The organism is Paracidovorax sp. MALMAid1276, assembly GCF_049198005.1.
Classification (GTDB): Bacteria; Pseudomonadota; Gammaproteobacteria; order Burkholderiales; family Burkholderiaceae_C; genus Acidovorax.
The window spans coordinates 1-20400 of the sequence record NZ_JBMIRS010000173.1 but is presented as its reverse complement, the minus strand read 5'-3'; the positions used below and the strand labels follow the sequence as shown (position 1 = coordinate 20400).

General features: G+C 66.2%; 18 protein-coding genes, 1 tRNA gene and 1 pseudogene. 7 read left to right on the top strand and 13 right to left on the bottom strand.

All coding sequences use genetic code 11. The features are described from left to right. Positions 1 to 95: 95 nt before the first annotated feature. The 3 genes from ACOQFS_RS11925 to efp all read left to right on the top strand — a co-directional run bounded on the left by ACOQFS_RS11925 (position 96) and on the right by efp (position 2860). Entirely contained in the window at positions 96 to 992 is an 897-nt protein-coding gene (locus tag ACOQFS_RS11925; protein WP_421563077.1) for a LysR family transcriptional regulator, read from the top strand. After that, the gene (earP, locus tag ACOQFS_RS11920) at positions 989 to 2152 is read left to right on the top strand and encodes an elongation factor P maturation arginine rhamnosyltransferase EarP (RefSeq protein ID WP_421563076.1); all 1164 of its coding nucleotides are present in this window, start codon (positions 989 to 991) and stop codon (positions 2150 to 2152) included. The genes ACOQFS_RS11925 and earP overlap by 4 nt, the downstream gene beginning before the upstream one ends. Before the next feature lie 153 nt (positions 2153 to 2305). Next, positions 2306 to 2860 (top strand): elongation factor P, encoded by a 555-nt coding sequence (gene efp / locus ACOQFS_RS11915; RefSeq protein ID WP_421563075.1) that lies wholly within the window; start codon positions 2306 to 2308, stop codon positions 2858 to 2860. Positions 2861 to 2939: 79 nt separating this feature from the next. Here the strand turns inward: efp and ACOQFS_RS11910 are convergent, their stop codons facing one another. The 5 genes from ACOQFS_RS11910 to phaR form a co-directional block, all read right to left on the bottom strand. After that, positions 2940 to 3200, bottom strand: a complete 261-nt coding sequence (locus tag ACOQFS_RS11910; RefSeq protein ID WP_421563074.1) for a hypothetical protein — start codon at positions 3198 to 3200, stop codon at positions 2940 to 2942. 27 nt (positions 3201 to 3227) lie between these two features. Next, positions 3228 to 4511 carry a TFIIB-type zinc ribbon-containing protein gene (locus tag ACOQFS_RS11905; RefSeq protein WP_421563073.1) on the bottom strand — a complete coding sequence of 428 codons (1284 nt, stop codon included), beginning with the start codon at positions 4509 to 4511 and terminating at the stop codon, positions 3228 to 3230. After that, on the bottom strand, positions 4508 to 5677 hold the full coding sequence (locus ACOQFS_RS11900; protein ID WP_421563072.1) for an SPFH domain-containing protein: 1170 nt from the start codon (positions 5675 to 5677) through the stop codon (positions 4508 to 4510). The genes ACOQFS_RS11905 and ACOQFS_RS11900 overlap by 4 nt, the downstream gene beginning before the upstream one ends. A 180-nt stretch (positions 5678 to 5857) precedes the next feature. Then, positions 5858 to 7249, bottom strand: coding sequence for a 30S ribosomal protein S12 methylthiotransferase RimO (gene rimO / locus ACOQFS_RS11895; RefSeq protein ID WP_421563071.1), 1392 nt, complete (start codon positions 7247 to 7249; stop codon positions 5858 to 5860). Positions 7250 to 7429: 180 nt separating this feature from the next. Continuing rightward, the gene (gene phaR, locus ACOQFS_RS11890) at positions 7430 to 7963 is read right to left on the bottom strand and encodes a polyhydroxyalkanoate synthesis repressor PhaR (protein WP_421563070.1); all 534 of its coding nucleotides are present in this window, start codon (positions 7961 to 7963) and stop codon (positions 7430 to 7432) included. Positions 7964 to 8142: 179 nt separating this feature from the next. Here phaR and ACOQFS_RS11885 point away from each other — a divergent pair, with 179 nt between their 5' ends. Continuing rightward, on the top strand, positions 8143 to 9216 hold the full coding sequence (locus ACOQFS_RS11885) for a mechanosensitive ion channel family protein (protein WP_421563069.1): 1074 nt from the start codon (positions 8143 to 8145) through the stop codon (positions 9214 to 9216). 420 nt (positions 9217 to 9636) lie between these two features. Here the strand turns inward: ACOQFS_RS11885 and ACOQFS_RS11880 are convergent, their stop codons facing one another. From ACOQFS_RS11880 to ACOQFS_RS11865, 4 genes are all read right to left on the bottom strand, one after another. Then, positions 9637 to 9795 (bottom strand): hypothetical protein, encoded by a 159-nt coding sequence (locus tag ACOQFS_RS11880; protein ID WP_421563068.1) that lies wholly within the window; start codon positions 9793 to 9795, stop codon positions 9637 to 9639. A gap of 224 nt (positions 9796 to 10019) precedes the next feature. Continuing rightward, a tRNA-Val gene (locus tag ACOQFS_RS11875) sits at positions 10020 to 10096 on the bottom strand. Positions 10097 to 10165: 69 nt separating this feature from the next. Further along, positions 10166 to 12379: a RelA/SpoT family protein gene (locus ACOQFS_RS11870; RefSeq protein ID WP_421563067.1), complete on the bottom strand. Its 2214-nt coding sequence runs from the start codon at positions 12377 to 12379 to the stop codon at positions 10166 to 10168. After that, positions 12376 to 13338: an alpha/beta fold hydrolase gene (locus ACOQFS_RS11865; RefSeq protein WP_421563066.1), complete on the bottom strand. Its 963-nt coding sequence runs from the start codon at positions 13336 to 13338 to the stop codon at positions 12376 to 12378. Before ACOQFS_RS11865 ends, ACOQFS_RS11870 begins: the two co-directional genes overlap by 4 nt. Before the next feature lie 116 nt (positions 13339 to 13454). Here ACOQFS_RS11865 and ACOQFS_RS11860 point away from each other — a divergent pair, with 116 nt between their 5' ends. Continuing rightward, the gene (locus ACOQFS_RS11860) at positions 13455 to 14237 is read left to right on the top strand and encodes a 3-hydroxybutyrate dehydrogenase (RefSeq protein ID WP_421563065.1); all 783 of its coding nucleotides are present in this window, start codon (positions 13455 to 13457) and stop codon (positions 14235 to 14237) included. Between the two features lie 131 nt (positions 14238 to 14368). Here ACOQFS_RS11860 and ACOQFS_RS11855 read toward each other — a convergent pair whose 3' ends face one another. Next, the gene (locus tag ACOQFS_RS11855) at positions 14369 to 15082 is read right to left on the bottom strand and encodes an SIMPL domain-containing protein (RefSeq protein ID WP_421563064.1); all 714 of its coding nucleotides are present in this window, start codon (positions 15080 to 15082) and stop codon (positions 14369 to 14371) included. A gap of 217 nt (positions 15083 to 15299) precedes the next feature. On the opposite strand from ACOQFS_RS11855, the gene ompR reads away from it, so the two are divergent. Next, positions 15300 to 16031, top strand: a complete 732-nt coding sequence (gene ompR, locus ACOQFS_RS11850; RefSeq protein ID WP_015014739.1) for a two-component system response regulator OmpR — start codon at positions 15300 to 15302, stop codon at positions 16029 to 16031. 5 nt (positions 16032 to 16036) lie between these two features. Next, positions 16037 to 17572 carry an ATP-binding protein gene (locus ACOQFS_RS11845; RefSeq protein ID WP_421563063.1) on the top strand — a complete coding sequence of 512 codons (1536 nt, stop codon included), beginning with the start codon at positions 16037 to 16039 and terminating at the stop codon, positions 17570 to 17572. 88 nt (positions 17573 to 17660) lie between these two features. Here the strand turns inward: ACOQFS_RS11845 and gudD are convergent, their stop codons facing one another. The 3 genes and pseudogenes from gudD to ACOQFS_RS11830 all read right to left on the bottom strand — a co-directional run. Next, the gene (gene gudD / locus ACOQFS_RS11840) at positions 17661 to 19010 is read right to left on the bottom strand and encodes a glucarate dehydratase (protein WP_421563062.1); all 1350 of its coding nucleotides are present in this window, start codon (positions 19008 to 19010) and stop codon (positions 17661 to 17663) included. Between the two features lie 178 nt (positions 19011 to 19188). After that, on the bottom strand, positions 19189 to 20172 hold the full coding sequence (locus ACOQFS_RS11835) for a Bug family tripartite tricarboxylate transporter substrate binding protein (protein ID WP_421563061.1): 984 nt from the start codon (positions 20170 to 20172) through the stop codon (positions 19189 to 19191). A 104-nt stretch (positions 20173 to 20276) separates the two neighbouring features. Continuing rightward, positions 20277 to 20400: pseudogene (locus ACOQFS_RS11830) on the bottom strand (5-dehydro-4-deoxyglucarate dehydratase); the annotation flags it as partial.

Here is a 20400-nt window from a genome sequence, read left to right as displayed (position 1 = left end):
GCGCGAATGATGCGGAGCGGGACCCGGGCCGTAAATCGCTCAAGCACGAAGCTGCCATCGCAAACGGGCATGGCGGCTTGCTACCATCCATGCCCATGAAACTCGACCCCGTCTCCCTGCGCCTTTTTGTGGCCGTGATGGAGGAAAGCACCATCGCTGCGGCTGCGGCGCGCGAGCACATGGCGGCCTCGGCGGTCAGCCGCCGCCTGGCAGATCTGGAAGAAACGCTGCGCGTGGCCTTGTTCACGCGCAGCAACAAGGGCACCGAGCCCACCGCCGCCGCGTTTGCGCTGCTGCACCTGGCGCGCGGCGTGCTCAACGACCTGGACGGCATCGCCACCCAGATGCGCGAGTACGGCACCGGCGTGCGCGGCCATGTGCGTGTGGTCGCCAACATCTCGGCCATCACGCAGTTCTTGCCCGCGGGGCTGCAGAGCTTCATGGCGCTGCACCCGCAGGTGGACGTGCGGCTGCAGGAGCAGATCAGCAGCGCGATTGCGCAGTCGGTGGCCGAGAACGCGGCGGACGTGGGCATCCTGAACGAAGGCCACTACGGCGAGCGCGTGACGCTGCTGCCCTACCGCACGGACGAGCTGGTGCTGGTCGTGCCCACGGGCCACGCGCTTGCGCGGCGCAAGTCCGTGCCGCTGACCGACGCCCTGCCTTACGACTTTGTGGGCGCGCACCCGGGCAGCGCCATCAACAAGCAGCTCATCCGTGCAGCGGCCGCCACCGGCCTGCCGCTGCGCCTGCGCATCCAGGTCACCAGCTACGACGCGCTGTGCCTGATGGTCAACGCCGGGCTGGGCGTGGGCGTGCTGCCGCGCGGCAGCGCCCGGCTGTACCAGGGCACGCTCAACCTCCGCACCGTGTCGCTGAACGAGCCCTGGGCGCAGCGGCGGCTGGCGCTGTGCGTGCGGTCCGAAGAATCGCTCTCCACCGTGGCGCGCCTGCTGGTCGAGCACCTGCGGGCGCAGCCCACAGCGCCATGACGCATCGCCTGCCCCCTCTGCAGTGGGATGTGTTCTGCCGGGTGATCGACAACTTTGGCGACATCGGCGTGTGCTGGCGGCTGGTGGCCCAACTGGCGGCCCTCGGCCACCGCGTGCGGCTGTGGGTGGACGATGCATCTGCGCTGCAATGGATGGCCCCCGAGGGTTGCGAGGGCGTGGAGGTGCGCCCCTGGAACGCGCCGCCGCCCGGCCCGGACGCGCCGCCACCGGATGTGATGGTGGAAGCCTTCGGCTGTGAGATTGCTCCTGAATTCATAGCCTACAGCGCTTACCAGATAAGCGCTGAGGGCCAAAAACAGTCTCAACCGGTGTGGATCAACCTGGAATACCTGTCTGCCGAGGCCTATGTGGAGCGCAACCACCGCCTGCCCTCGCCCATTTTCTCGGGCCCTGCCGCAGGCTGGACGCGGTGGTTCTTCTACCCCGGCTTCACGCCGGCCACGGGCGGGCTGCTGCGCGAGCCCGGGCTGGTGGATGAACGCCATGCCTTCGACCCCCGTGCGTGGCGCGCCGCACACCGGGCCCGTTATGGCCTGGGCGAAGAGGTGCCGGGCACGCGCTGGGTGTCGCTGTTCTGCTATGAGCCGGCGGCCTTGCCCGAACTGCTGCAGCAGTGCGAGGCGGTGCCCACCGAACTGCTGGTGGCGCCCGGCCGCCCGGCCGCCGCCGTGCGGGCGGCGCTGCGCGGCGCGGCGGATGAAGACGAAGGCGGGCACCGTCAAAATGCCCCGCAGCGCTTGTCCACACAGCGCGGGCAGCTATCCATTTCATACCTGCCCCATCGCCCGCAGGCCGCGTTTGACGCCATGCTGTGGGCCTGCGACCTGAACGCCGTGCGGGGCGAGGATTCGCTGGTGCGCGCGCTGTGGGCGGGCCGCGCGCTCGTGTGGCACATCTACCCGCAGCACGACGACGCCCACCACGACAAGCTCTACGCGTTTCTCGACTGGCTGCAGGCCCCCGCGTCACTGCGGCAGTTTCACGCCACCTGGAACGGCATCGACAGCCGCCCGCTGCATTGGCCCGATGCGGCCACCCTGGACGAGTGGACGCGGTGCGTGGAGAACGCCCGCAGCCGCCTGCTGGCGCAAGGCAGCCTCGTCGCACAACTTTTGGGGTTTGTCGCCGAAAAACGGTAAAATCCGAGGCTTTGCGCAAATCAGGCTTGGCACGCCCCGTGCCCCCGCCCTGCGCACTTTCGCCGCGGTACATGCCCACGCGCGCAGCCAGCCGATCCGATCAGCCGGTTTGCCCGCACGCACGTTGAGCGGCCCCAACCCAAGCAACTCGCTATGAAAATCGCTCAAGAAATCCGCGCCGGCAACGTCATCATGCACGGCAAGGACCCCATGGTGGTCCTGAAGACCGAATACGCCCGTGGCGGCCGCGGCGCAGCCACCGTGCGCATGAAGCTCAAGAGCCTGATCGGCAACTTCGGCACCGAAATCGTGTTCAAGGCCGACGACAAGATCGACAACGTGATCCTGGACAAGAAGGATTGCACCTATTCGTACTTCGCCGACCCCATGTACGTGTGCATGGACACCGAATACAACCAGTACGAAGTCGAAGCCGAAAACATGGGCGACGCGCTGAACTACCTGGAAGACGGCATGGCCCTTGAAGTGGTGTTCTACGACGGCAAGGCCATCTCGGTCGAACTGCCCACCAGCGTCGAGCGCGAAATCACCTGGACGGAACCCGCCGTGAAGGGCGACACCTCCGGCAAGGTCATGAAGCCCGCCAAGATCGCCACCGGCTTTGAAGTGCCTGTGCCCCTGTTCGTCAGCCAAGGCGACAAGATCGAAATCGACACCCGCACCGGCGAATACCGCAAGCGCGTGTAAACCACCTCCGGGCACTGCCGTGCCCCGCAGCCAAAAGGCTTCCCTCGGGAAGCCTTTTTTCATGGTGCGGCACGTTGCGTCAGCCGGGGTTGGCGCGCCGCACGCGCCGGCGGTAGTCGGCCACGTTGTTGCCACGGATGCTGGTGTCCTGCGTGCCGCGGATTTCATCGACCTTGCGGTCGGCCTCGGCGCCCAAGATGGGCTGGGCGACGACATGCGTTTCATGCTCGAAGCCGTGCGACTTGTCGGTGTTGCGGTAGTAGCGGTACAGCAGCCAGTACAGCCCCACCGCGCTGGCCGGCCCGAGGGCCAGCAGGATCAAGATGCCGTCTCCGTCCATCGGGTTCACCGTCCTTTCACCGTCGTATCAACGTCCGATAAGCCAGAGAGCGACGCCTTCGACCAACGTGCCGACCGTCAGGGCCGCAGTGATGAGCTTCCATTGCTGCACCGGCACGCTGCCCATGGTTTCGCCTGTGCGGCCGTTCACCGCGATGTAGTGCAGCATGCCGCCCTTGCCGCCTTCCTGGTACGAATACAGCCACACCGGCAGGTACATGGCCACCCAGCGTGTGCCGTGCACGTCGATGTGCTCTTGCTCCCAGCGCACGCCACGGCCATAGCGGTGCACGGACGAGTGGACCTGCGCGCGAGCGATGGACAGCAGCTGGTCTTCCAGGCGCGGGCTCAGGTGGTCCACGTCGCGGTCGCGTTTTTCGGACGTGTAGCCGACCAGGTACGAGGCGTTCCACTTCACCGCGTTCTTGGTGTCGAACGGCAGGATGGTGTTGATGACGTTGTGGGTGTTGGCGCGCGTGTCCAGGTTGCCGCGCTTCTCGCTGGATTCGAGCGTCAGGTCGTCCACCGTGAAATCCACGTGCCGCTGCAGGTGGTACACATCGGCGTCGTAGTACGTCTTCTGGTCTTTGCCCTCGCCGCGCGTGTAGCGGCGCGTCTCCACCTCGCCAAATCCGGCCACGTCGGCGCTCACGTTGGCGTCCACCACCATGTAAGGCAGGTACACGCCCAGCACGTTGTCGGGGGTGAACTCTTGCTTGAACGCCTTGAGCGCAAACATCTGGCGCTTGCCCACAAACTGGCGGATGCGCGCCACCGCGTCGTCCTTCTTGATGTGAAACGGCAGCACCGCATCGGGCACCGCGCCGTTGTCGATCTGCTCGTTGACGCCCAGCACATGGCGGCACCAGTGGCAGCGCGCGGTCATGGCGGTGTCGGTGTTGACCACCACCTCGGCGCCGCAGCCCGTGCATTGGAAGGTGCGCAGGCTGGCCGCGTCGGCGCTGATGTTCTGGGCGCCCGAGGCGATCTGCGTGCCGCGCAGCTGGTCGATGCCCTCCCCCAGGCCAAACGCCTCCTCGACGCGCGCGGCCGTCCACTGGTGGCGGCAGAACAGGCAGACCAGCTGGTCGGTGCCGGCGCGCTGGCGGATCTCGGTGGAGCCGCACTTGGGGCAGTGGTTGAGGCCGTCCTTCAGCTCCTTGGAGGCCGTGTCGATAGCGGCGGGGTCGGGCGCGGTCAGCTCGTCGCGGATCGGCTCGGGCAGCGTGGACGGGTCCAGCGGGAACGCCCCGGGCGCAGGCGGCACGTCTTGCGGCGAGCCGGGGCCTGTGGGCAGCGGCGGCGTGGTCACAGCCCCAGGGCCTTGGCCTTGACTGCGTCGTAATCGGCCTGCGTGATCAGGCCCGCATCCAGCATCTGCTTGGCCCGCGTGAGCTTGGCCACAGGGTCGTCGGCCGCCGGGGCTGCGGCGGCGGGCGCTGGTGCGGGTGCAACGGGCTGCTGAAGGCCCGCCAGCCCACCCAGCCCGCCGGTGGCAATGCCCATGCCCATCAGGCCGCCCACGCCGGCGTTCTGCCCGGCCGACTGGATGCCCTGGGCCACCGAGGCCTGCAGGTTGGAGTTGCCGCGCGCGCCCGACAGCGCATCGGCGCGCTGCACGGTCTTGAGCAGTTCCTTGGTGTTGGCGTCGTATTCGATGGAGACGATGGCCGTCTTGGCAATCACCAGGCCCCGGTCCGACCGCCACTGGTAGGCGTTCTCGACCACGGCCGAGAGGCTTTGCGCAAAGCCCACCGCGTCCTGCTGGATCTTGGTGATGCGGTTGCCCTTGGCCGGGTCGTTGGTGTACAGGCTGAAGGCCGGCGCGAGCGAGCCCACCACCTCGTTGAACAGCTGGCTGGCCGCAGCGTTGTCGAGGTCGGTGAAGTCAAACACCTGGCCGGGCTGCAGGTACGCGGCGGGCACGAAGTTCTTCACGAACAAGATCGGGTCCACGATCTTGAGCGTGTAGCTGCCGCGCGTGATGGCGCCGACCTGCGCGTTCAGGTAGCCGTCGTCCCAGTAGATCTCGGACTGCGTGCCGAAGCGGTTGTCCGGCAGCTCTTTGAGCGAGACGAAGAACGCGGCCTGCTGCGAGCCCGGCTGGCCGCCGAACTTGAAGCGCTCCCAGCTCTGGCGGATGAGCGGCTCGACAAAGCCGCCGTCAAAGAAGATGGATTTGGAGTTGAGGTCGTTCGAGTTCCACTCGTAGCCGCCCGGCTCGGCCACAAAGCCCGTGATGGCACCATCCTGCATCAGCAGCAGCCCGTAGCCCTCGGGCACGACGATGCGCGAGCCGTTGGTGATGATGTTGGACGATGCCCGGGTGTTGGAGCCCCGGCCCGCATTGGTGCCGCGCGGCACGGCGGCGAACAGTGCGGCGGTGGAGGGCAAGCCGTCCGGCACCGTATAAAAATCCTTCCACTGATCGGCGAGCGCGCCGCCAATGGAACCAACCGCCGCCTGGATAAGACCCATGATGCTGTCCTCGTCAAGTGATGCCGCCCGGAGGGTGTGGGCGGCAAAAGCATAAACGAACGGGGTCCGCAGCCCCTCGGCGCCTGGCAGCGATGGCTGCTCAGCGCCACAGGGAATTCAAGCCAAAAACCGCTTCAGCGCTTATCCATAAAGCGCTGTCAGCTCACATTTCAGGAGCAATCAGATGGGCAACGCCACCAGGTCATGCCCCTGCACGCCCACGATGCGCGCGCGCGTGAACTCGCCCACCTTGAGTTGCTTGCTGATTTTTTCCGGCGGCAGCAGTTGCACGGTGCCGTCGATCTCGGGGGCATCGGCATAGGTGCGGCCCACGCCACCCTTGCGGCCCAGGGCGGGGGCGTGGTCTACCAGCACCTGCATGGTGGCGCCCACGCGGCGCTGCAGGCGGGCCACCGACACCTCTTCGGCCACGGCCATGAAGCGGGCGCGGCGCTCTTCGCGCACTTCCATGGGCAGCATGCCGGGCAGCTCGTTGGCAGCAGCGCCGTTCACGTCGCTGTAGGCAAAGCAGCCCGCGCGGTCGATCTGCGCCTCGCGCACGAAGTCGAGCAGGTGTTGAAATTCTTTCTCGGTCTCGCCCGGAAAGCCCGCAATGAAGGTGCTGCGGATGACCAGCTCGGGGCAGGCCTCGCGCCAGCGCAGGATGCGCTCCAGATTGCGCTCGCCGCTGGCCGGACGCTTCATGCGCTTGAGCACATCAGGATGGCTGTGCTGGAAGGGCACGTCCAGGTAGGGCAGCACCTTGCCGGTGGCCATGAGCGGGATGACCTCGTCCACGCTGGGGTACGGGTAAACGTAGTGCAGGCGCACCCAGGCGCCATAGGGCTCGGCGATCTCGCCCAGCGTCTGCACCAGCTCCAGCATGCGCGTCTTCACGGGCTTGCCGTCCCAGAAGCCGGTGCGGTACTTCACATCCACGCCGTAGGCCGAGGTGTCCTGGCTGATGACGAGCAGTTCCTTCACACCGCCTTCGAACAGCGCCTTGGCCTCGCTCAGCACGTCGCCAATCGGGCGCGACACCAGGTCGCCGCGCATCGACGGGATGATGCAGAACGTGCAGCGGTGGTTGCAGCCCTCGCTGATCTTGAGGTAAGCGTAGTGCTTGGGCGTGAGCTTGACGCCCGCCACGCCAAAACTGCCGGGCACCAGGTCGATGAACGGATCGTGCGGCTTGGGCAGGTTGAGGTGGACGGCGTCCATCACCTCTTGCGTGGCGTGGGGGCCCGTCACGGCCAGCACGCTGGGGTGCATCTGGCGCACCATGTTGCCGCCACCCTCAGCCTCGCGGGCGCCCAGGCAGCCGGTCACGATCACCTTGCCGTTCTCGGCCAGCGCCTCGCCGATGGTGTCCAGGCTTTCCTTCACCGCGTCGTCAATGAAGCCGCAGGTGTTGACGATGACCAGGTCCGCACCCTGGAAGGTCTTGGAGGTTTCATATCCCTCGGCGCTCAGCTGCGTGAGGATGAGTTCGGAATCGGTCAGCGCCTTGGGGCAGCCCAGGCTGACAAATCCGACTTTGGGGGTTTTCGTGGGGGAGAGTGCTTCGCTCATAACCCCGTATTGTCCCAGTTCCGCCACTGGAGGTGGGTGCAACCCATCTACAGCCTGATTTCTGATCGGCCTGGGCGTCTGCGCCTGGCGCGCCCCATACCAGTGCCGCCGTGCAAGGGCCGCCCCGCCGCAGGGGCGGCGTCCCCCTGGGGGGAAGGCGCCGCAGGCGACTCAGGGGGGCTATCTCTTGATTCCGAACGCCCCCAGCATCTGCTCCGTCTGCTTTTGCATCTGTTCCTGCATCTGGGTCAGCATGGATTGCGACTGCTCCACATAGCTGCCCATCATGCCCTTGAGCATGGGCGACTGCAGATTCATGAAGCGCGCCCACATCTCGGGCGTGACGCTCTGCGACTGCTCGGCCAGCTTGGCCTGCACATCGGTGAAGGCCTGCACGTTCTTCTCCAGGTAAGCCCCCATGAATCCCTGCATGGCGTGGCCGTAGAAACGGATGATGTTGGCCAGCACCGCCTCGCTGAACATGGGCGCCCCGCCCGCCTCTTCCTCCAGAATGATCTGCAGCAGGATGCTGCGCGTGAGGTCGTCGCCCGTCTTGGCATCGCGCACCACCACCTGCTGGTGGTCCATGACAAGCTGGCGCACCTCTGCCAGGGTGATGTAGGTGGAGGTGTCCGTGTCGTACAGACGCCGGTTGGGATACTTCTTGATCACGCGCTGGGCCGACTTGGGTGCGGCACTTTTTTGTTCTGGCACAACGAACTCCTCGGGCTATCTGCCCATGTATTGCAGTGCAGCACATTCTAGGGAAGGGCCTGCGCGCCATCAGCAAAGGAATACCCTGATGGCCGCTGCGGGGCGGTGTCCGACAGACAGACGCGGCACACGCTGCCAAAGTGCGCGTTTTGCATCGATTTATCGCGACTATCGACTTCATGCCTGCAGGTCTGCACCTATCTCCCTGGCTGGCCACCGCGCTGGCCGCCACCATCGCTGTCACCCTGGCAGCCATCGCCCACCGCATTGCCGCCGTCGTGCTGCGGCGCGCCACAGCGTCCGTTCCCGTGCTGCACACCGTAGTGCTGGCCTGCGTGCCCGTCATGCGGGTGCTGCTGCCCCTCATCGCTTTGCAACTGGTGTGGCAGGCGGCCAGCAACGATCTCCCGTACATCGACGGGGTGCGGCATTTCAACGGACTGTGCGTGATTGCGGGCGTTTGCTGGCTGCTCATTGCAGCCATCGGCGGGCTCGCCAGCGGCGTGATTGCGCAGCACCCGGCCGACGTGGAGGACAACCTCACGGCCCGCCGCATCGCCACCCAGGCGCGCGTGCTGTCGCGCACCGCCATGACCGGCGTGGTGATGGCCGGGCTTGCGCTGATGTTGATGACCTTCCCGGGCGCACGCCAGGTGGGCGCGAGCCTGCTGGCCTCTGCCGGGGTGGTGGGCATCGTGGCCGGCATCGCGGCCCGGCCGGTCTTCAGCAACATCATCGCCGGGCTGCAGATTGCGCTGGCGCAACCCATTCGCCTCGACGACGTCTTGATCATTGAAGGCGAATGGGGACGCGTGGAGGAAATCACCAGCACCTATGTGGTGCTGCGAATCTGGGACGAGCGCCGACTGATCATCCCGCTGCAATGGTTCATCGAACACCCGTTTCAGAACTGGACACGCACCAGCTCCGAGATCCTGGGTACCGTATTTCTGTATGCCGACTACCGACTGCCGCTCGACCCCTTGCGGGCCGAACTGCAGCGCGTGCTCGAAACCGCACCCGAATGGGACCGGCGCGTGAGCGTGCTGCAACTGACGGACGTCACGGAGCGCACCATCCAGATCCGCGTGCTGGTGTCGGCCCGCTCTTCCGGCCTGGCCTTCGACCTGCGCTGCCGGGTTCGTGAGGCTTTGGTGACATTCATCCAGCGCGAGTATCCCGATTGCCTTCCACAGGTGCGCAGCCCTGCGGAGTCGATGGCCAAACCCTCTCTGGCCTCGCAACTGCCGTAGCCAGCGTGCAGGGCGCGCGGGCATCGAGCTGTGATGTGCTGCGAACCTTTGCAGGACCGGGTGCACCACGGGCAATTGGCTGGCATACAGCGCGACCCGCAAGGTGTACCGTGGAGATGTGAAACGCCACCATCAAAGAATGGAGTCCCGCATGCTGCCACCACCCGCACCATCACCGATACCGCCTTTCCCGCCCGTGGAAACGCCACCTGCGTGGACGCCGGAGCCCCCTCAGGGAGACCCCCCGGCGGAACCGGGCACCCCTCCCGTGCAAGACCCGCCGCCACATTACCAGGCGCCTCGCTGAGCGTTACCGCCAGCCCCGATGTGCGCTTCGGAGTGTCTTGAAACGACAGTCGCCCTTGCCAGCGAGCGGCAAGGGCGACCGGGTGAAAGGGTGCAGCGGGGAAGCGAGAAGCCTCAGTAACCCATCTTGAAATGCGCCACCACCAGCACCATCAGCACGGCTGCCAGCGCAGCCAGCCAGAAAATGCGGATGTCATACATGCCGGACTCCGCATCGGCGCTGGAATAGCCAGCGCGGACGGGAGCAACGTGCGGGGGGGTGGGGGTATTCATTTGGGGGCCTCCTGCGAATGGAGCCACGACGTTAGCGCCGCACCCTTCACGGCTGTGTCAGACAAAATCGGATCGTGCCGCAGTGCCCAGCCCACACCGACTGAAGCACCGCATAGAGCGTCTTCGCACCACCCAAACCAAGACGCAAGTACGAAAAGCCAAAAACAAAAACGCCCGCAGAAAGCGGGCGTTTTGCTTGCAAGCCTGGTTCAACTTGCGATGTTTGGTAGGCGCGATTGGACTCGAACCAACGACCCCCACCATGTCAAGGTGGTGCTCTAACCAGCTGAGCTACGCGCCTGTGTCGTCAATCAAGTCCATGATTATAGCCATAAATTCGACCGTTTCAGGCCAGCGCTTCTACTTTTGATCAGCGGCGGCGCGCAGAGCGCACGCCGGTCACCCCCGCCACGATGGCCAGCACCTTGTTCAGGCGGCCCGAATCAGCGACCTCCACCGTGAAGGTCATCCAGGCGGTGCCTTTGACGGACTGGGTCTGAACGCCGATCACGTTGGTTTTCTCGCGCGCAAACACTTCCGAGATGTCGCGCAGAAGGCCCTGGCGATCCGCGGCCTCCACGGCCACGTCCACGGGGTACACGGCGCCACTGGCCGCCGCCTTGGGCGTGCCCCATTCCACCTCGATCACGCGCTCCATGCTGCGGGCCGCCATTTCGCGGAAGTTGCTGCAGTCTGCGCGGTGCACGCTCACCCCCTTGCCCCGCGTCACGAAGCCGCGGATTGCGTCCGGTGGCGCCGGCTTGCAGCACTTGGCAAGCTGCGTCATCAGCGAATCAATGCCCACCACCAGCACGCCGCCCTTGGGTGCGGACTCGTTGGTGCGCGTTTTCTTCAGCAGCAGGAAGTCGTCTGGCGGCAGCAGGGGCTCGGGCGGGCGCAGCACCGTCTCGATGTTGCGCAACGAGAACTCATCCTTGCCCACCACTTCAAACAGCGCGTCGGCGGACTTGAAGCCGAGCTGCACCGCCAGGTCTTCGAGCCGGACAGCCGTCTTGCCTTCGCGCTGCAGCAGCTTCTCGACCGCCTCGCGGCCCCTCGCAACAGTCTCATGCGTGGCCTGTGCGTTGAACCAGGCGCGCACCTTGGCCTTGGCGCGGTGGCTGGTGAGGTAGCCCAGTTCGGCATTGAGCCAGTCGCGGGAGGGGCGCCCTTCCTTGACGGTGGAGATTTCCACTGTCTGGCCGTTCTGCAATGGCGTGTTCAAGGGCACCATCGCTCCGTCGACCTTTGCCCCCCGGCAGCGATGCCCCAGGCTGGTGTGCACGGCATAGGCAAAGTCCACCGGCGTTGCCCCCTGGGGCAGTTCCACCACGGCAGCATCCGGCGTCAGCACATAAATGCGGTCTTCAAACAGGCCCCGTTGCGACGCCGTTCCCGCCAGGTCGCGCTCCCAGGCGAGCAGCTGGCGCAGCACGGCGATCTTGGCGTCATAGTCGCCGCTGGCCGACACGCCGGCATAGCCCTTGGCACCCGCTTCCTTGTAGGCCCAGTGGGCGGCCACCCCGTGTTCGGCATGCTCATGCATGGCCTGTGTGCGGATCTGGATCTCGATGGGCTTGCCGTTGTCGTCGCGCACGATGGTGTGCAGCGACTGGTAGCCATTGGGCTTGGGCTTGGCGATGTAGTCGTCAAACTCTTCGACGATGGGCTTGAACTGCTGGTGCACCCAGCTCAGGGCGGCATAGCAGTCCTTCACGCTCGGCACCACCACACGCAGCGCGCGGATGTCGAACACCTGGTCAAAGTTGAGCGACTTGCCACGCATCTTCTTGACGATGCTGTAGATGTGCTTGGGCCGGCCCTGCACGCTCGCGCTGATGCTGCGCGCGCGCAGGTCCGATTCAAGCCGGGCGCGCAGGTGCTCCATGTACACCTCGCGCTCGCCGCGCTTTTCGTCCAGCAGGCGCGCCACCTCCTTGTAGGTGTCCGGCTCCAGGAAACGGAACGACAGGTCTTCCAGCTCCCACTTCACCTGCCAGATGCCCAGGCGGTTGGCCAGGGGCGCAAACACCTGCAGTGATTCGCGCGCGAGGCTGGGCGGCACGGGGCGCTTGGCGGCTGCGTGAAAGCGCAGGGTCTGCAGGCGGGACGCCAGGCGCAGCATCACCACGCGCAGATCGCGCGAGAAGGCCAGCAGCATCTTGCGCACGTTTTCGGTCTGCACGGCCGGGTCGTCGAGGTGCTCTGCGCTGCGGGCCTGCTGCTGCACGCGCATCAGCTTGGTGGTCTCTACCGCCAGCGCAGCAAAGTTGGCGCCGAACGCCTTGGCGATAACCTCTTCGGGCTTGTTGAGGTGGATGCAGGCGTGCACCAGGTAGCTGGCCGCCTGCATGGCCTCCGACCCGCCAATGCCCTTGAGGATGGCGGCCACGGCGTCGGCGTGGGCCAGCGTGTTTTCCCCCGAATCGAGCATTTCGCCGGCCATCAGCGGCTCGGCAAAGGCGCGCGCGCGCGCCAGCGCGTTGACCTGCTCGGGCAGCGTGTGCGCCGTGGCAGCAATCAGTTGGGGAACGCTTTCGGCAGGCAGTGGCTGCGCGGTTCCCGCAGCAAGCGTGCTCTTCATCCTGCGCCGCCCCCTTCTGGCGCCAGCAAAAATTCCATGACCGCCGCGACCTGGTCGTGTGCAACCAGCGTGGGCGCATGCCCTACGCCGTCAAATTCGATCAGGCGAGCCCGCGGGCCGCGTTGGGACATCGCCTGCGCCGTCTCGCGCGACAGCAGGTCGGACTGCGCTCCGCGCAGCAGCAGGGTGTGCGCAGCAATGTGGTCGTAAAGCTGCCATAGCGCGGCCTCGCCAGCCGCCGCTGTCTGCTGTGTGAGCGCCTTGAACGGCACGGCAATGGCAGGGTCGTAGTGCAGTGTGAGCCCCCCCTGCGGATGGCTGCGCACCATGGGGCGCGAAAGCTCCAGCCATTGCGCCGGGGTGTGCGGCCCGAAGCTGGTGGAGATGCCCCACATCGCATCGGCCGCCTGCTGCACCGATTCAAACCGCACGGGCTGTCCCAGATACAGCCCGATGCGCTGAAGCGCCTGCCATTCAATGACCGGCCCCACATCGTTGAGCACCAGGCGGCGCACGGGCACCGGCAGGGGCAGCCCTGGCTGGCCTGCAATGCCCATGCCGATCAGCCCGCCCATGCTGGTGCCCACCCAGTCCAGCGTGGCAACGGGGGCCTGCTGGTGCAGATGCGCAACCAATGCCAGCATGTCGGCCGCGTACTGCGGGATCTGGTAGTCCATGGGGTCGGCCAGCCAGTCGCTGCGGCCCCGGCCCACCACGTCCGGGCAGACCACGCGCGCATGCTGACTGAGCACCCGCGCCAGCGTGTCGAAATCACGCCCCTGGCGGGACAGGCCGTGCACGCACACCACCACATGCGGATCTGCAGGATTGCCCGTGGCGTTCCATTCCCAATACGCCATGCGGTGCTGAGCGGGGGCACCTTCGGACGGGAGAGTGGAGGGCTGAGGCTGGGCCCCCGCGCCAGGGCACAGTACGTAGTTCAGCGTAGGTTCATTCATGGGTGCGAAATCCGGAATCAGCGCTCGATAATGGCCGGCCGAATCGGCCTGCGGCGCCCTCGCCTGCATGCCGATTTTCCTTCGCGTTGCATCGTAATTCATTCGGAGAGACTCACATGCTGAAAGGCAAAACCGCCCTCGTCACCGGCTCCACCAGTGGCATTGGTCTTGGAATCGCAAAGGCCCTGGCCCGCCAGGGCGCCAACATCGTGCTCAACGGATTTGGCGACGTGGACACGCCCCGCGCCGAGGTGCTGGCCGCGGGCGAGGCGGCGGGTGCGCAGGTGGCCTACCACGGCGCAGACATGAGCCGCATTGCCGACATCGAGGACATGATGAAGTACAGCGCCTCGCAATTCGGGCAGGTAGACATCCTCGTGAACAACGCGGGCATCCAGCATGTGGCGAACGTGGAAGACTTCCCTGTGGAGCGCTGGGATTCGGTGATCGCCATCAACCTCTCCAGCGCCTTCCACACGTCGCGCCTGGCGCTGCCCGGCATGAAGCGCGCCAACTGGGGCCGCATCATCAACGTGGCGTCGGTGCATGGTCTCGTGGGCTCGGCGCAGAAGGCGGCCTATGTCGCAGCCAAGCACGGTATCGTCGGCCTGACCAAGGTCACCGCGCTGGAAAACGCCACCACGGGTGTCACTTGCAATGCGATTTGCCCCGGCTGGGTGCTGACGCCCCTGGTGCAAAAGCAGGTGGATGCCAAGGCCGCCGAGCACGGCCTGTCGAACGAAGATGCCAAGAAGCTGCTGCTGGGCGAAAAAGAGCCTTCGATGCAGTTCACCACCCCCGAAGAACTGGGTGAGCTGGCGGTGTTCTTCTGCTCTCCCGCCGCGAACAACGTGCGGGGCGTGGCGTGGAACATGGACGGCGGGTGGGCAGCGCAATAAGCCCGTCCCTTGCAGCGCCGCCCGCCCATCCAGCGGCGGCATCATCGTGGCGATGGAGTCCGCTTGATAAATCAAAAATGATAGCTGCCAGCGCTTATCCAATAAGCGCTGGCAGCCATTTTTGTTAGAAATCAGCGCATCTGCACCGACCCGGACACATTCACAATCACCTGCGCCTTGCCCGCTTCCACCGGCACGGGCGCGTCGGCAAACGAGCCCATCTTGGCCTCGGCAGCCATCATGCGCGGGCGCGGGCCGGGGACCATTTCGTTGCTGTTCACCGCCACCTCGCGAAGGCTGTAGCCGCTGAACCCGAAGCCCTTGGCCAAGTCCGATGCCCGGGCCTTGAACTCCTCGATGGCCTGGGTCTGCGCTTCGCCCTCCACACGCGCACGCGCTTCGCGGGAGAGGCCGAACGACACCTGGCTGATGGTCAGCGTCTGGATCTTGCCGGCCGTGGCGGTGATGCGCGCAAAGTCGCGGCCCTCCAGCACCAGCTCGGCCCGGCCTTGCCAGCCATTGATCTTGCCGTCCTTGCCATAGCGGGGGTGCAGGCCGAAGGGCCCGGTGCGCACATCCAGCTGGCCCGGCTGCGCGTTGCGCTTGGCCTCGGCAAGCGCCGTGTCAAGGGCCTGCTTGAGCTGGGACTGCACCGCTGCGGCGTCCGATGCCTCCTTGGTGGTGGCCAGTTGCAGGACCAGCAGATCCTGCTGCACCTCCACCGTGCCGGAGGCCGACAGCTGCACGACATTGCGGGGTTCGGCGGCCACCACGGTTTGGGCAAAACCGGCCCCAGCGCATACCAGAAAAGCGCTGGCAGCTATCAGTTTGGTAGTTGTTTTCATGGCGATGGATTCCTTTGCGTCAGTGCGCAACCCCTGTCCAGGGTGCGCGGGCCACCACCTTAACCGCAGTGCGCAGAGCCCGCGGCAAAGCCTTTGCGGCGCGTTTGCGAAGCTCCGCAAAACTTGTAACAGTTGGTCAAACCCCGGCGCAAAACCCGAACTTCGGGCGCTCAACTGGTCAGAATTGGCTCTGTTACAAATTGGACTTGATATCAACATGGCCACAACCCCCAATCGCACCGACAAAGTTCTGGTGGTGGACGACGATGCCCGCATCCGCGACCTGCTGCGCCGCTACCTGACGCAGGAAGGCTTTGAAGTCATGGTGGCGGAAGACGGCAAGGCCCTGAACCGCCTGCTGCTGCGCGAAACGGTGGACATCATCGTGCTCGACCTGATGATGCCCGGCGAAGACGGCCTCTCGATCTGCCGCCGCCTGCGCGCCGCCAATGACCGCACCCCCATCATCATGCTCACCGCCAAGGGCGAGGACGTGGACCGCATCGTCGGCCTCGAAGTGGGTGCCGACGACTACCTGGGCAAGCCCTTCAATCCCCGCGAGCTGCTGGCCCGCATCCATGCAGTGCTGCGCCGCCGCCCTGCGCAGGAAGCGCCGGGTGCCCCCTCAGGCGACAACGAAGTCGTCACCTTCGGCCCCTTCACCTTCGACCTGGGCACCCGGGCGCTGCAGCGCAACGGCGAGGAACTGCCCCTGACCACCGGCGAGTTCGCCATGCTCAAGGCGCTGGTGCGCCACCCCCGCCAGCCGCTGTCGCGCGAAAAGCTGGCCCTGCTGGCACGCGGCCGCGAGTTCGAGCCCTTTGACCGCAGTCTGGACGTGCAGGTATCTCGCCTGCGCAAGCTGGTGGAAGTGGATGCTGCCGCCCCCCGCTACATCCAGACCGTCTGGGGCGTGGGCTATGTCTTCGTGCCGGATGGAACCAGCTGAACCCGATGCGCAAGACCGACGGGCAGTCCGGATCGTCGCGGCTGTCCGATCCCCCCACCACCGACGCCACCAGCCCCGCGCCGCTGGAATCCCTTCGCAGGGCGAGGGAGCAGCGCGCGCGCGTCGGGCTGAACCTTTTCTGGCGCACGTTCTTCCTGCTGGCCTTGCTGCTGGTGGGCAGCATCCTGGCGTGGCTGCAAACGCTGCGCGCGCTTGAGTTCGAGCCCCGCACACTGCATACCGCGCAGCAGATCGCATCCCTCGTCAACCTGAGCCGCGCTGCCCTGGTCCATTCCGACGCCATCGCGCGCGTGTCGCTCATCAAGACCATGGCCGACCAGGAGGGCGTGCGCATTCTGCCGCGCGAGCCCTCGGACAAGTTTGCGCTGCTGGACAGCACGGCCCTGGGCAACCGGCTGACCGACGAACTCACCCAGCGCCTGGGCCCCGACACCATCGTGGCGCAGAACGTGAACGGCGAAAACGGCCTGTGGGTGGGCTTCAACATCAATGGCGACCCCAACTGGCTGCTGATGGACCGCTCGCGTTTCAGCCCCGCCGGCGGGCGCACCTGGCTGATCTGGCTGATCACGGCGGCCGCCCTGTCGCTGGCCGGCGCTGCCGCCATCGCGCGCCTCATCAACCGCCCCCTCAAGCAGCTTTCGTACGCCGCCAACCGCGTGAAGGACGGCGACTTCGCCGCCAGCCACCTCGACGAAGAAGTGGTGACCAGCGAGATCCGCGAGGTGAACATCGGCTTCAACCGCATGGCGCAGAAGCTCGCCAAGCTGGAGCAGGACCGCGCCGTGATGCTGGCCGGCATTTCGCACGACCTGCGCACGCCGCTGGCCCGGCTGCGGCTCGAAACCGAGATGAGCGTGACCGACGAAGTGGCGCGCGAGCACATGGTGGCCGACATCGTGCAGCTCGACGCCACCATCGACAAGTTCCTCGACTACGCGCGCCCTGACCACGTCACGCTGACCCCGGTGAACCTGCATGCGGTAGTGTCGTCGTGCGTCTACGCCGTGCAGGACCACCGGGAGCTGCAGATCGCCATGGCGGTGCCTGAAGATCTGAACGTGCTGGCCGACGAGGTGGAACTGGCGCGCGTGATCTCCAACCTGCTCGAAAACGCACGCCGCTACGGCAAAACCGAAGACACCGGCATCACCAGCGTGGACATTGCGGCCAAGGGCCGCGAAAACTGGGTGCTGGTCAAGTTGCGCGACCATGGCCCGGGCGTGCCGCCCGAGCACCTGTCGAGCCTGACCAAGCCCTTCTTCCGGGGCGACACGGCACGCACTGCGGCAGCGGGTGCGGGGCTGGGCCTGTCCATCGTCGACAAGACGGTGCAGCGCATGGGCGGCATTTTTGCGCTGGCCAACTCCAGCACGGGTGGCCTGGTGGCCCACCTGCAACTGCAGCGCGCCACGGGTCTCGCCCAAGGCGCCGACCCGAAGCAGCGGCTGCAACGCCCGTCGGTCAAACGCCAGCTGCCGCGCAGGCGCGCCGAAGACCGCGTGGACCGGGTGGCGTAGCTGCGGCCCCCACGAAGGCCCACGGCCAAAAGCCCTCCTTTGGAGGGCTTTTTGTTTAGGAAGCAGCAGTGCAGACGGGGTTGCCGCTTCAGCGCACCATGCAAGGCGACTTGTTGTTGAACTTCCAGCCAGGGATCAGGTACTGCATGGCGATGGCATCGTCGCGCGCACCCAGGCCATGCTTCAGGTACAGCTGGTGGGCGCGTTCCACGGCATCCATGTCCAGCTCAACGCCCAGGCCGGGCTTCTTGGGCAGGTCGATGAAACCATTCTTGATCTGGAAGGGCTCCCGGGTCAGGCACTCGCCGTCCTGCCAGATCCAGTGCGTGTCGATCGCCGTGACGCGGCCGGGGGCTGCGGCGCCCACGTGGGTGAACATGGCCAGCGAAACGTCGAAGTGGTTGTTGGAGTGCGAGCCCCAGGTCAGGCCGAAGGCCTGGCACATCTGCGCCACGCGCACCGACCCGGCCATGGTCCAGAAATGCGGGTCGGCCAGCGGGATGTCCACCGACTGCAAGGCCAAGCTGTGGGCCATTTCGCGCCAGTCCGTGGCGACCATGTTGGTGGCGGTGGGCAGGCCCGTGGCGCGGCGGAACTCGGCCATCACCTCGCGGCCCGAGAACACGCCTTCGGCGCCGCAGGGGTCTTCGGCATAGGCCATCACGCCGTGCAGGTCGCGCGTGATGCGGATGGCGTCTTTCAGCAGCCAGCCGCCGTTGGGGTCCAGCGTCACGCGCGCTTCAGGGAAGCGCTCGTGCAGCGCGCGGATCGCCTCGACCTCTTCCTCGCCGCGCAGCACGCCGCCCTTGAGCTTGAAGTCGGCAAAGCCATAGCGCTCGTACGCGGCCTCGGCCAGGCGCACGATCCCCTCTGCCGTCATGGCTTTTTCGTTGCGCAGGCGGAACCAGTCGTTGTCGGCGCCGGGCTCGGTGCGGTAGGCCAGGTCGGTCTTTTCGCGGTCGCCCACGTAGAACAGGTAGCCCAGCATCTGCACCGACTCGCGCTGCACGCCCTCGCCCAGCAGCGCGGCCACGGGCACATCGAGGTGCTGGCCCAGCAGATCGAGGAACGCCGACTCCACCGCCGTCACGGCATGGATGGTGATGCGCAGGTCAAAGGTCTGCAGGCCGCGCCCGCCCGCATCGCGGTCGGCGAACTGGGCGCGCATGGCGTTGAGCACGGCGTTGTGGCGGCCAATGGGCTGGCCCACGATGAGGGCGCGCGCGTCTTCGAGGGTCTGGCGGATCTTCTCGCCGCCGGGCACCTCACCCACCCCGGTGTGGCCCGCGCTGTCGCGCAGGATCACCAGGTTGCGCGTGAAGAAGGGGCCGTGCGCGCCGCTCAGGTTCATGAGCATGCTGTCGTGGCCGGCCACGGGCACCACGCGCAGCTCGGTGATGACGGGGGTGCTGTGGGCGGAGGGAATGGGGGTGGTCATGGTGGTCTCAATTGCCAATTCAGAAGGCAGGTCTCGTGAAGATGCGCGCAGCCCAGGCCAGAGCCGCCGCGCAAGGGCCGCCCCGCCGCGCTGGCGGTGTCCCCCTCCCCGAACTACGCAGCAGTTCGAGAGAACGGAGAACGGGAAGGCGCGAAGCGACTCAGGGCGTTGTACCGAATCAATCTGCAGTGATCTTGCGGGTTTCGATCACTGTTTTCCAGCGAGCGAATTCGCGCGCTTGGTAAGCGGTGAAGGCTTCGGGCGTGCTGGCCACGATCTCCAGGCCCTGGTCCATCATGCGCTTCTTGATGGCGGGATCGTTGATGGCGGCCATGGCGGCGTCGGACAGCTTTTTCTTGATCGCGGGCGGCAGGCCCTTGGGCGCGGCCATGCCCTGCCACGAATAGACCTCGGCACCGGTCACACCGGCCTCGGCCAGGGTGGGCACGTCGGGCAGCACGGGGCTGCGCTTGTCACCCGTCACGGCAATGGCATGCAGCTTGCCGGCGCGAATGTGCTGCAGCACCGCATTCACGTTCTGAAAGGAGAACTCCACCTGGCCGCCCAGCAGGTCGTTGATGGCCGGGGCACCGCCCTTGTAAGGGATGTGCAGGCCTTCGGTGCCGGTCTGCTGCCAGAACACTTCGGCCGAGAGGTGGTCCGACGAGCCATTGCCCGAACTGGCAAAGCTGACCTTGCCCGGGGCCGCCTTGAGCTGGGCGATCACCTCCTTCACGGTGCGGGCCTTTTGCCCGGGCGCTGCCACCAGCACGTTGGGCGCCTGCACGGGCATGGTGATGTAGTCGAAATCCTTGAGCGCGTCATACGGCACGCTCTTGAGCAGGTGCGGCGCCACCACAAAGGCGCCGAGCGAGGACACCAGCAGCGTGTAGCCATCGGCGGGCGCGCGCTTGACCGAGCCGGCCCCCACCGTGCCCGTGGCACCGGGGCGGTTGTCCACCACAAAGTTCTGGCCCAGCTTCTCGCCCATGTGCAGGGCCATGGCACGGGCCACCATGTCGGTAGAGCCCCCGGCCGGGAAGGGCACGACAACGGTCACCGGCTTATCGGGCCAGGCAGCGGGGGTCGGTGTCTGGGCCGATGCGGCCAGGGCCAGGCCGCAGGCAGCGGCGATGAGTAGCAGTTTCTTGGTGATGCGCATGGAAAAGTCTCCAGAGGTAGTGACGACATGGCCCTCTCACGGGGCTTGCTGGGTAAATGCGGGGGGTGGTTGCCGAAAGCGGAGGGCATCGCAGAAAGCGATGGCTATTGCGGCCCGAGCTTCTTGATCAGCGCGGCCAGCTCTTCCATCTCGGCCGGCTTGAGGTCCGTCAGCGGCGCGCGCACCGGTCCGCCGTCATGGCCGACGATCTTGGCGCCGGCCTTGATG

Coding starts and splice junctions, on each gene's coding strand:
- ACOQFS_RS11925 (WP_421563077.1), top strand. CDS start 96: ATGAAACTCGACCCCGTCTCCCTGCGCCTTTTTGTGGCCGTGATGGAG.
- earP (WP_421563076.1), top strand. CDS start 989: ATGACGCATCGCCTGCCCCCTCTGCAGTGGGATGTGTTCTGCCGGGTG.
- efp (WP_421563075.1), top strand. CDS start 2,306: ATGAAAATCGCTCAAGAAATCCGCGCCGGCAACGTCATCATGCACGGC.
- ACOQFS_RS11910 (WP_421563074.1), bottom strand. CDS start 3,200: ATGGACGGAGACGGCATCTTGATCCTGCTGGCCCTCGGGCCGGCCAGC.
- ACOQFS_RS11900 (WP_421563072.1), bottom strand. CDS start 5,677: ATGGGTCTTATCCAGGCGGCGGTTGGTTCCATTGGCGGCGCGCTCGCC.
- rimO (WP_421563071.1), bottom strand. CDS start 7,249: ATGAGCGAAGCACTCTCCCCCACGAAAACCCCCAAAGTCGGATTTGTC.
- ACOQFS_RS11885 (WP_421563069.1), top strand. CDS start 8,143: ATGCCTGCAGGTCTGCACCTATCTCCCTGGCTGGCCACCGCGCTGGCC.
- ACOQFS_RS11880 (WP_421563068.1), bottom strand. CDS start 9,795: ATGAATACCCCCACCCCCCCGCACGTTGCTCCCGTCCGCGCTGGCTAT.
- ACOQFS_RS11870 (WP_421563067.1), bottom strand. CDS start 12,379: ATGAAGAGCACGCTTGCTGCGGGAACCGCGCAGCCACTGCCTGCCGAA.
- ACOQFS_RS11865 (WP_421563066.1), bottom strand. CDS start 13,338: ATGAATGAACCTACGCTGAACTACGTACTGTGCCCTGGCGCGGGGGCC.
- ACOQFS_RS11860 (WP_421563065.1), top strand. CDS start 13,455: ATGCTGAAAGGCAAAACCGCCCTCGTCACCGGCTCCACCAGTGGCATT.
- ACOQFS_RS11855 (WP_421563064.1), bottom strand. CDS start 15,082: ATGAAAACAACTACCAAACTGATAGCTGCCAGCGCTTTTCTGGTATGC.
- ompR (WP_015014739.1), top strand. CDS start 15,300: ATGGCCACAACCCCCAATCGCACCGACAAAGTTCTGGTGGTGGACGAC.
- ACOQFS_RS11845 (WP_421563063.1), top strand. CDS start 16,037: ATGCGCAAGACCGACGGGCAGTCCGGATCGTCGCGGCTGTCCGATCCC.
- gudD (WP_421563062.1), bottom strand. CDS start 19,010: ATGACCACCCCCATTCCCTCCGCCCACAGCACCCCCGTCATCACCGAG.
- ACOQFS_RS11835 (WP_421563061.1), bottom strand. CDS start 20,172: ATGCGCATCACCAAGAAACTGCTACTCATCGCCGCTGCCTGCGGCCTG.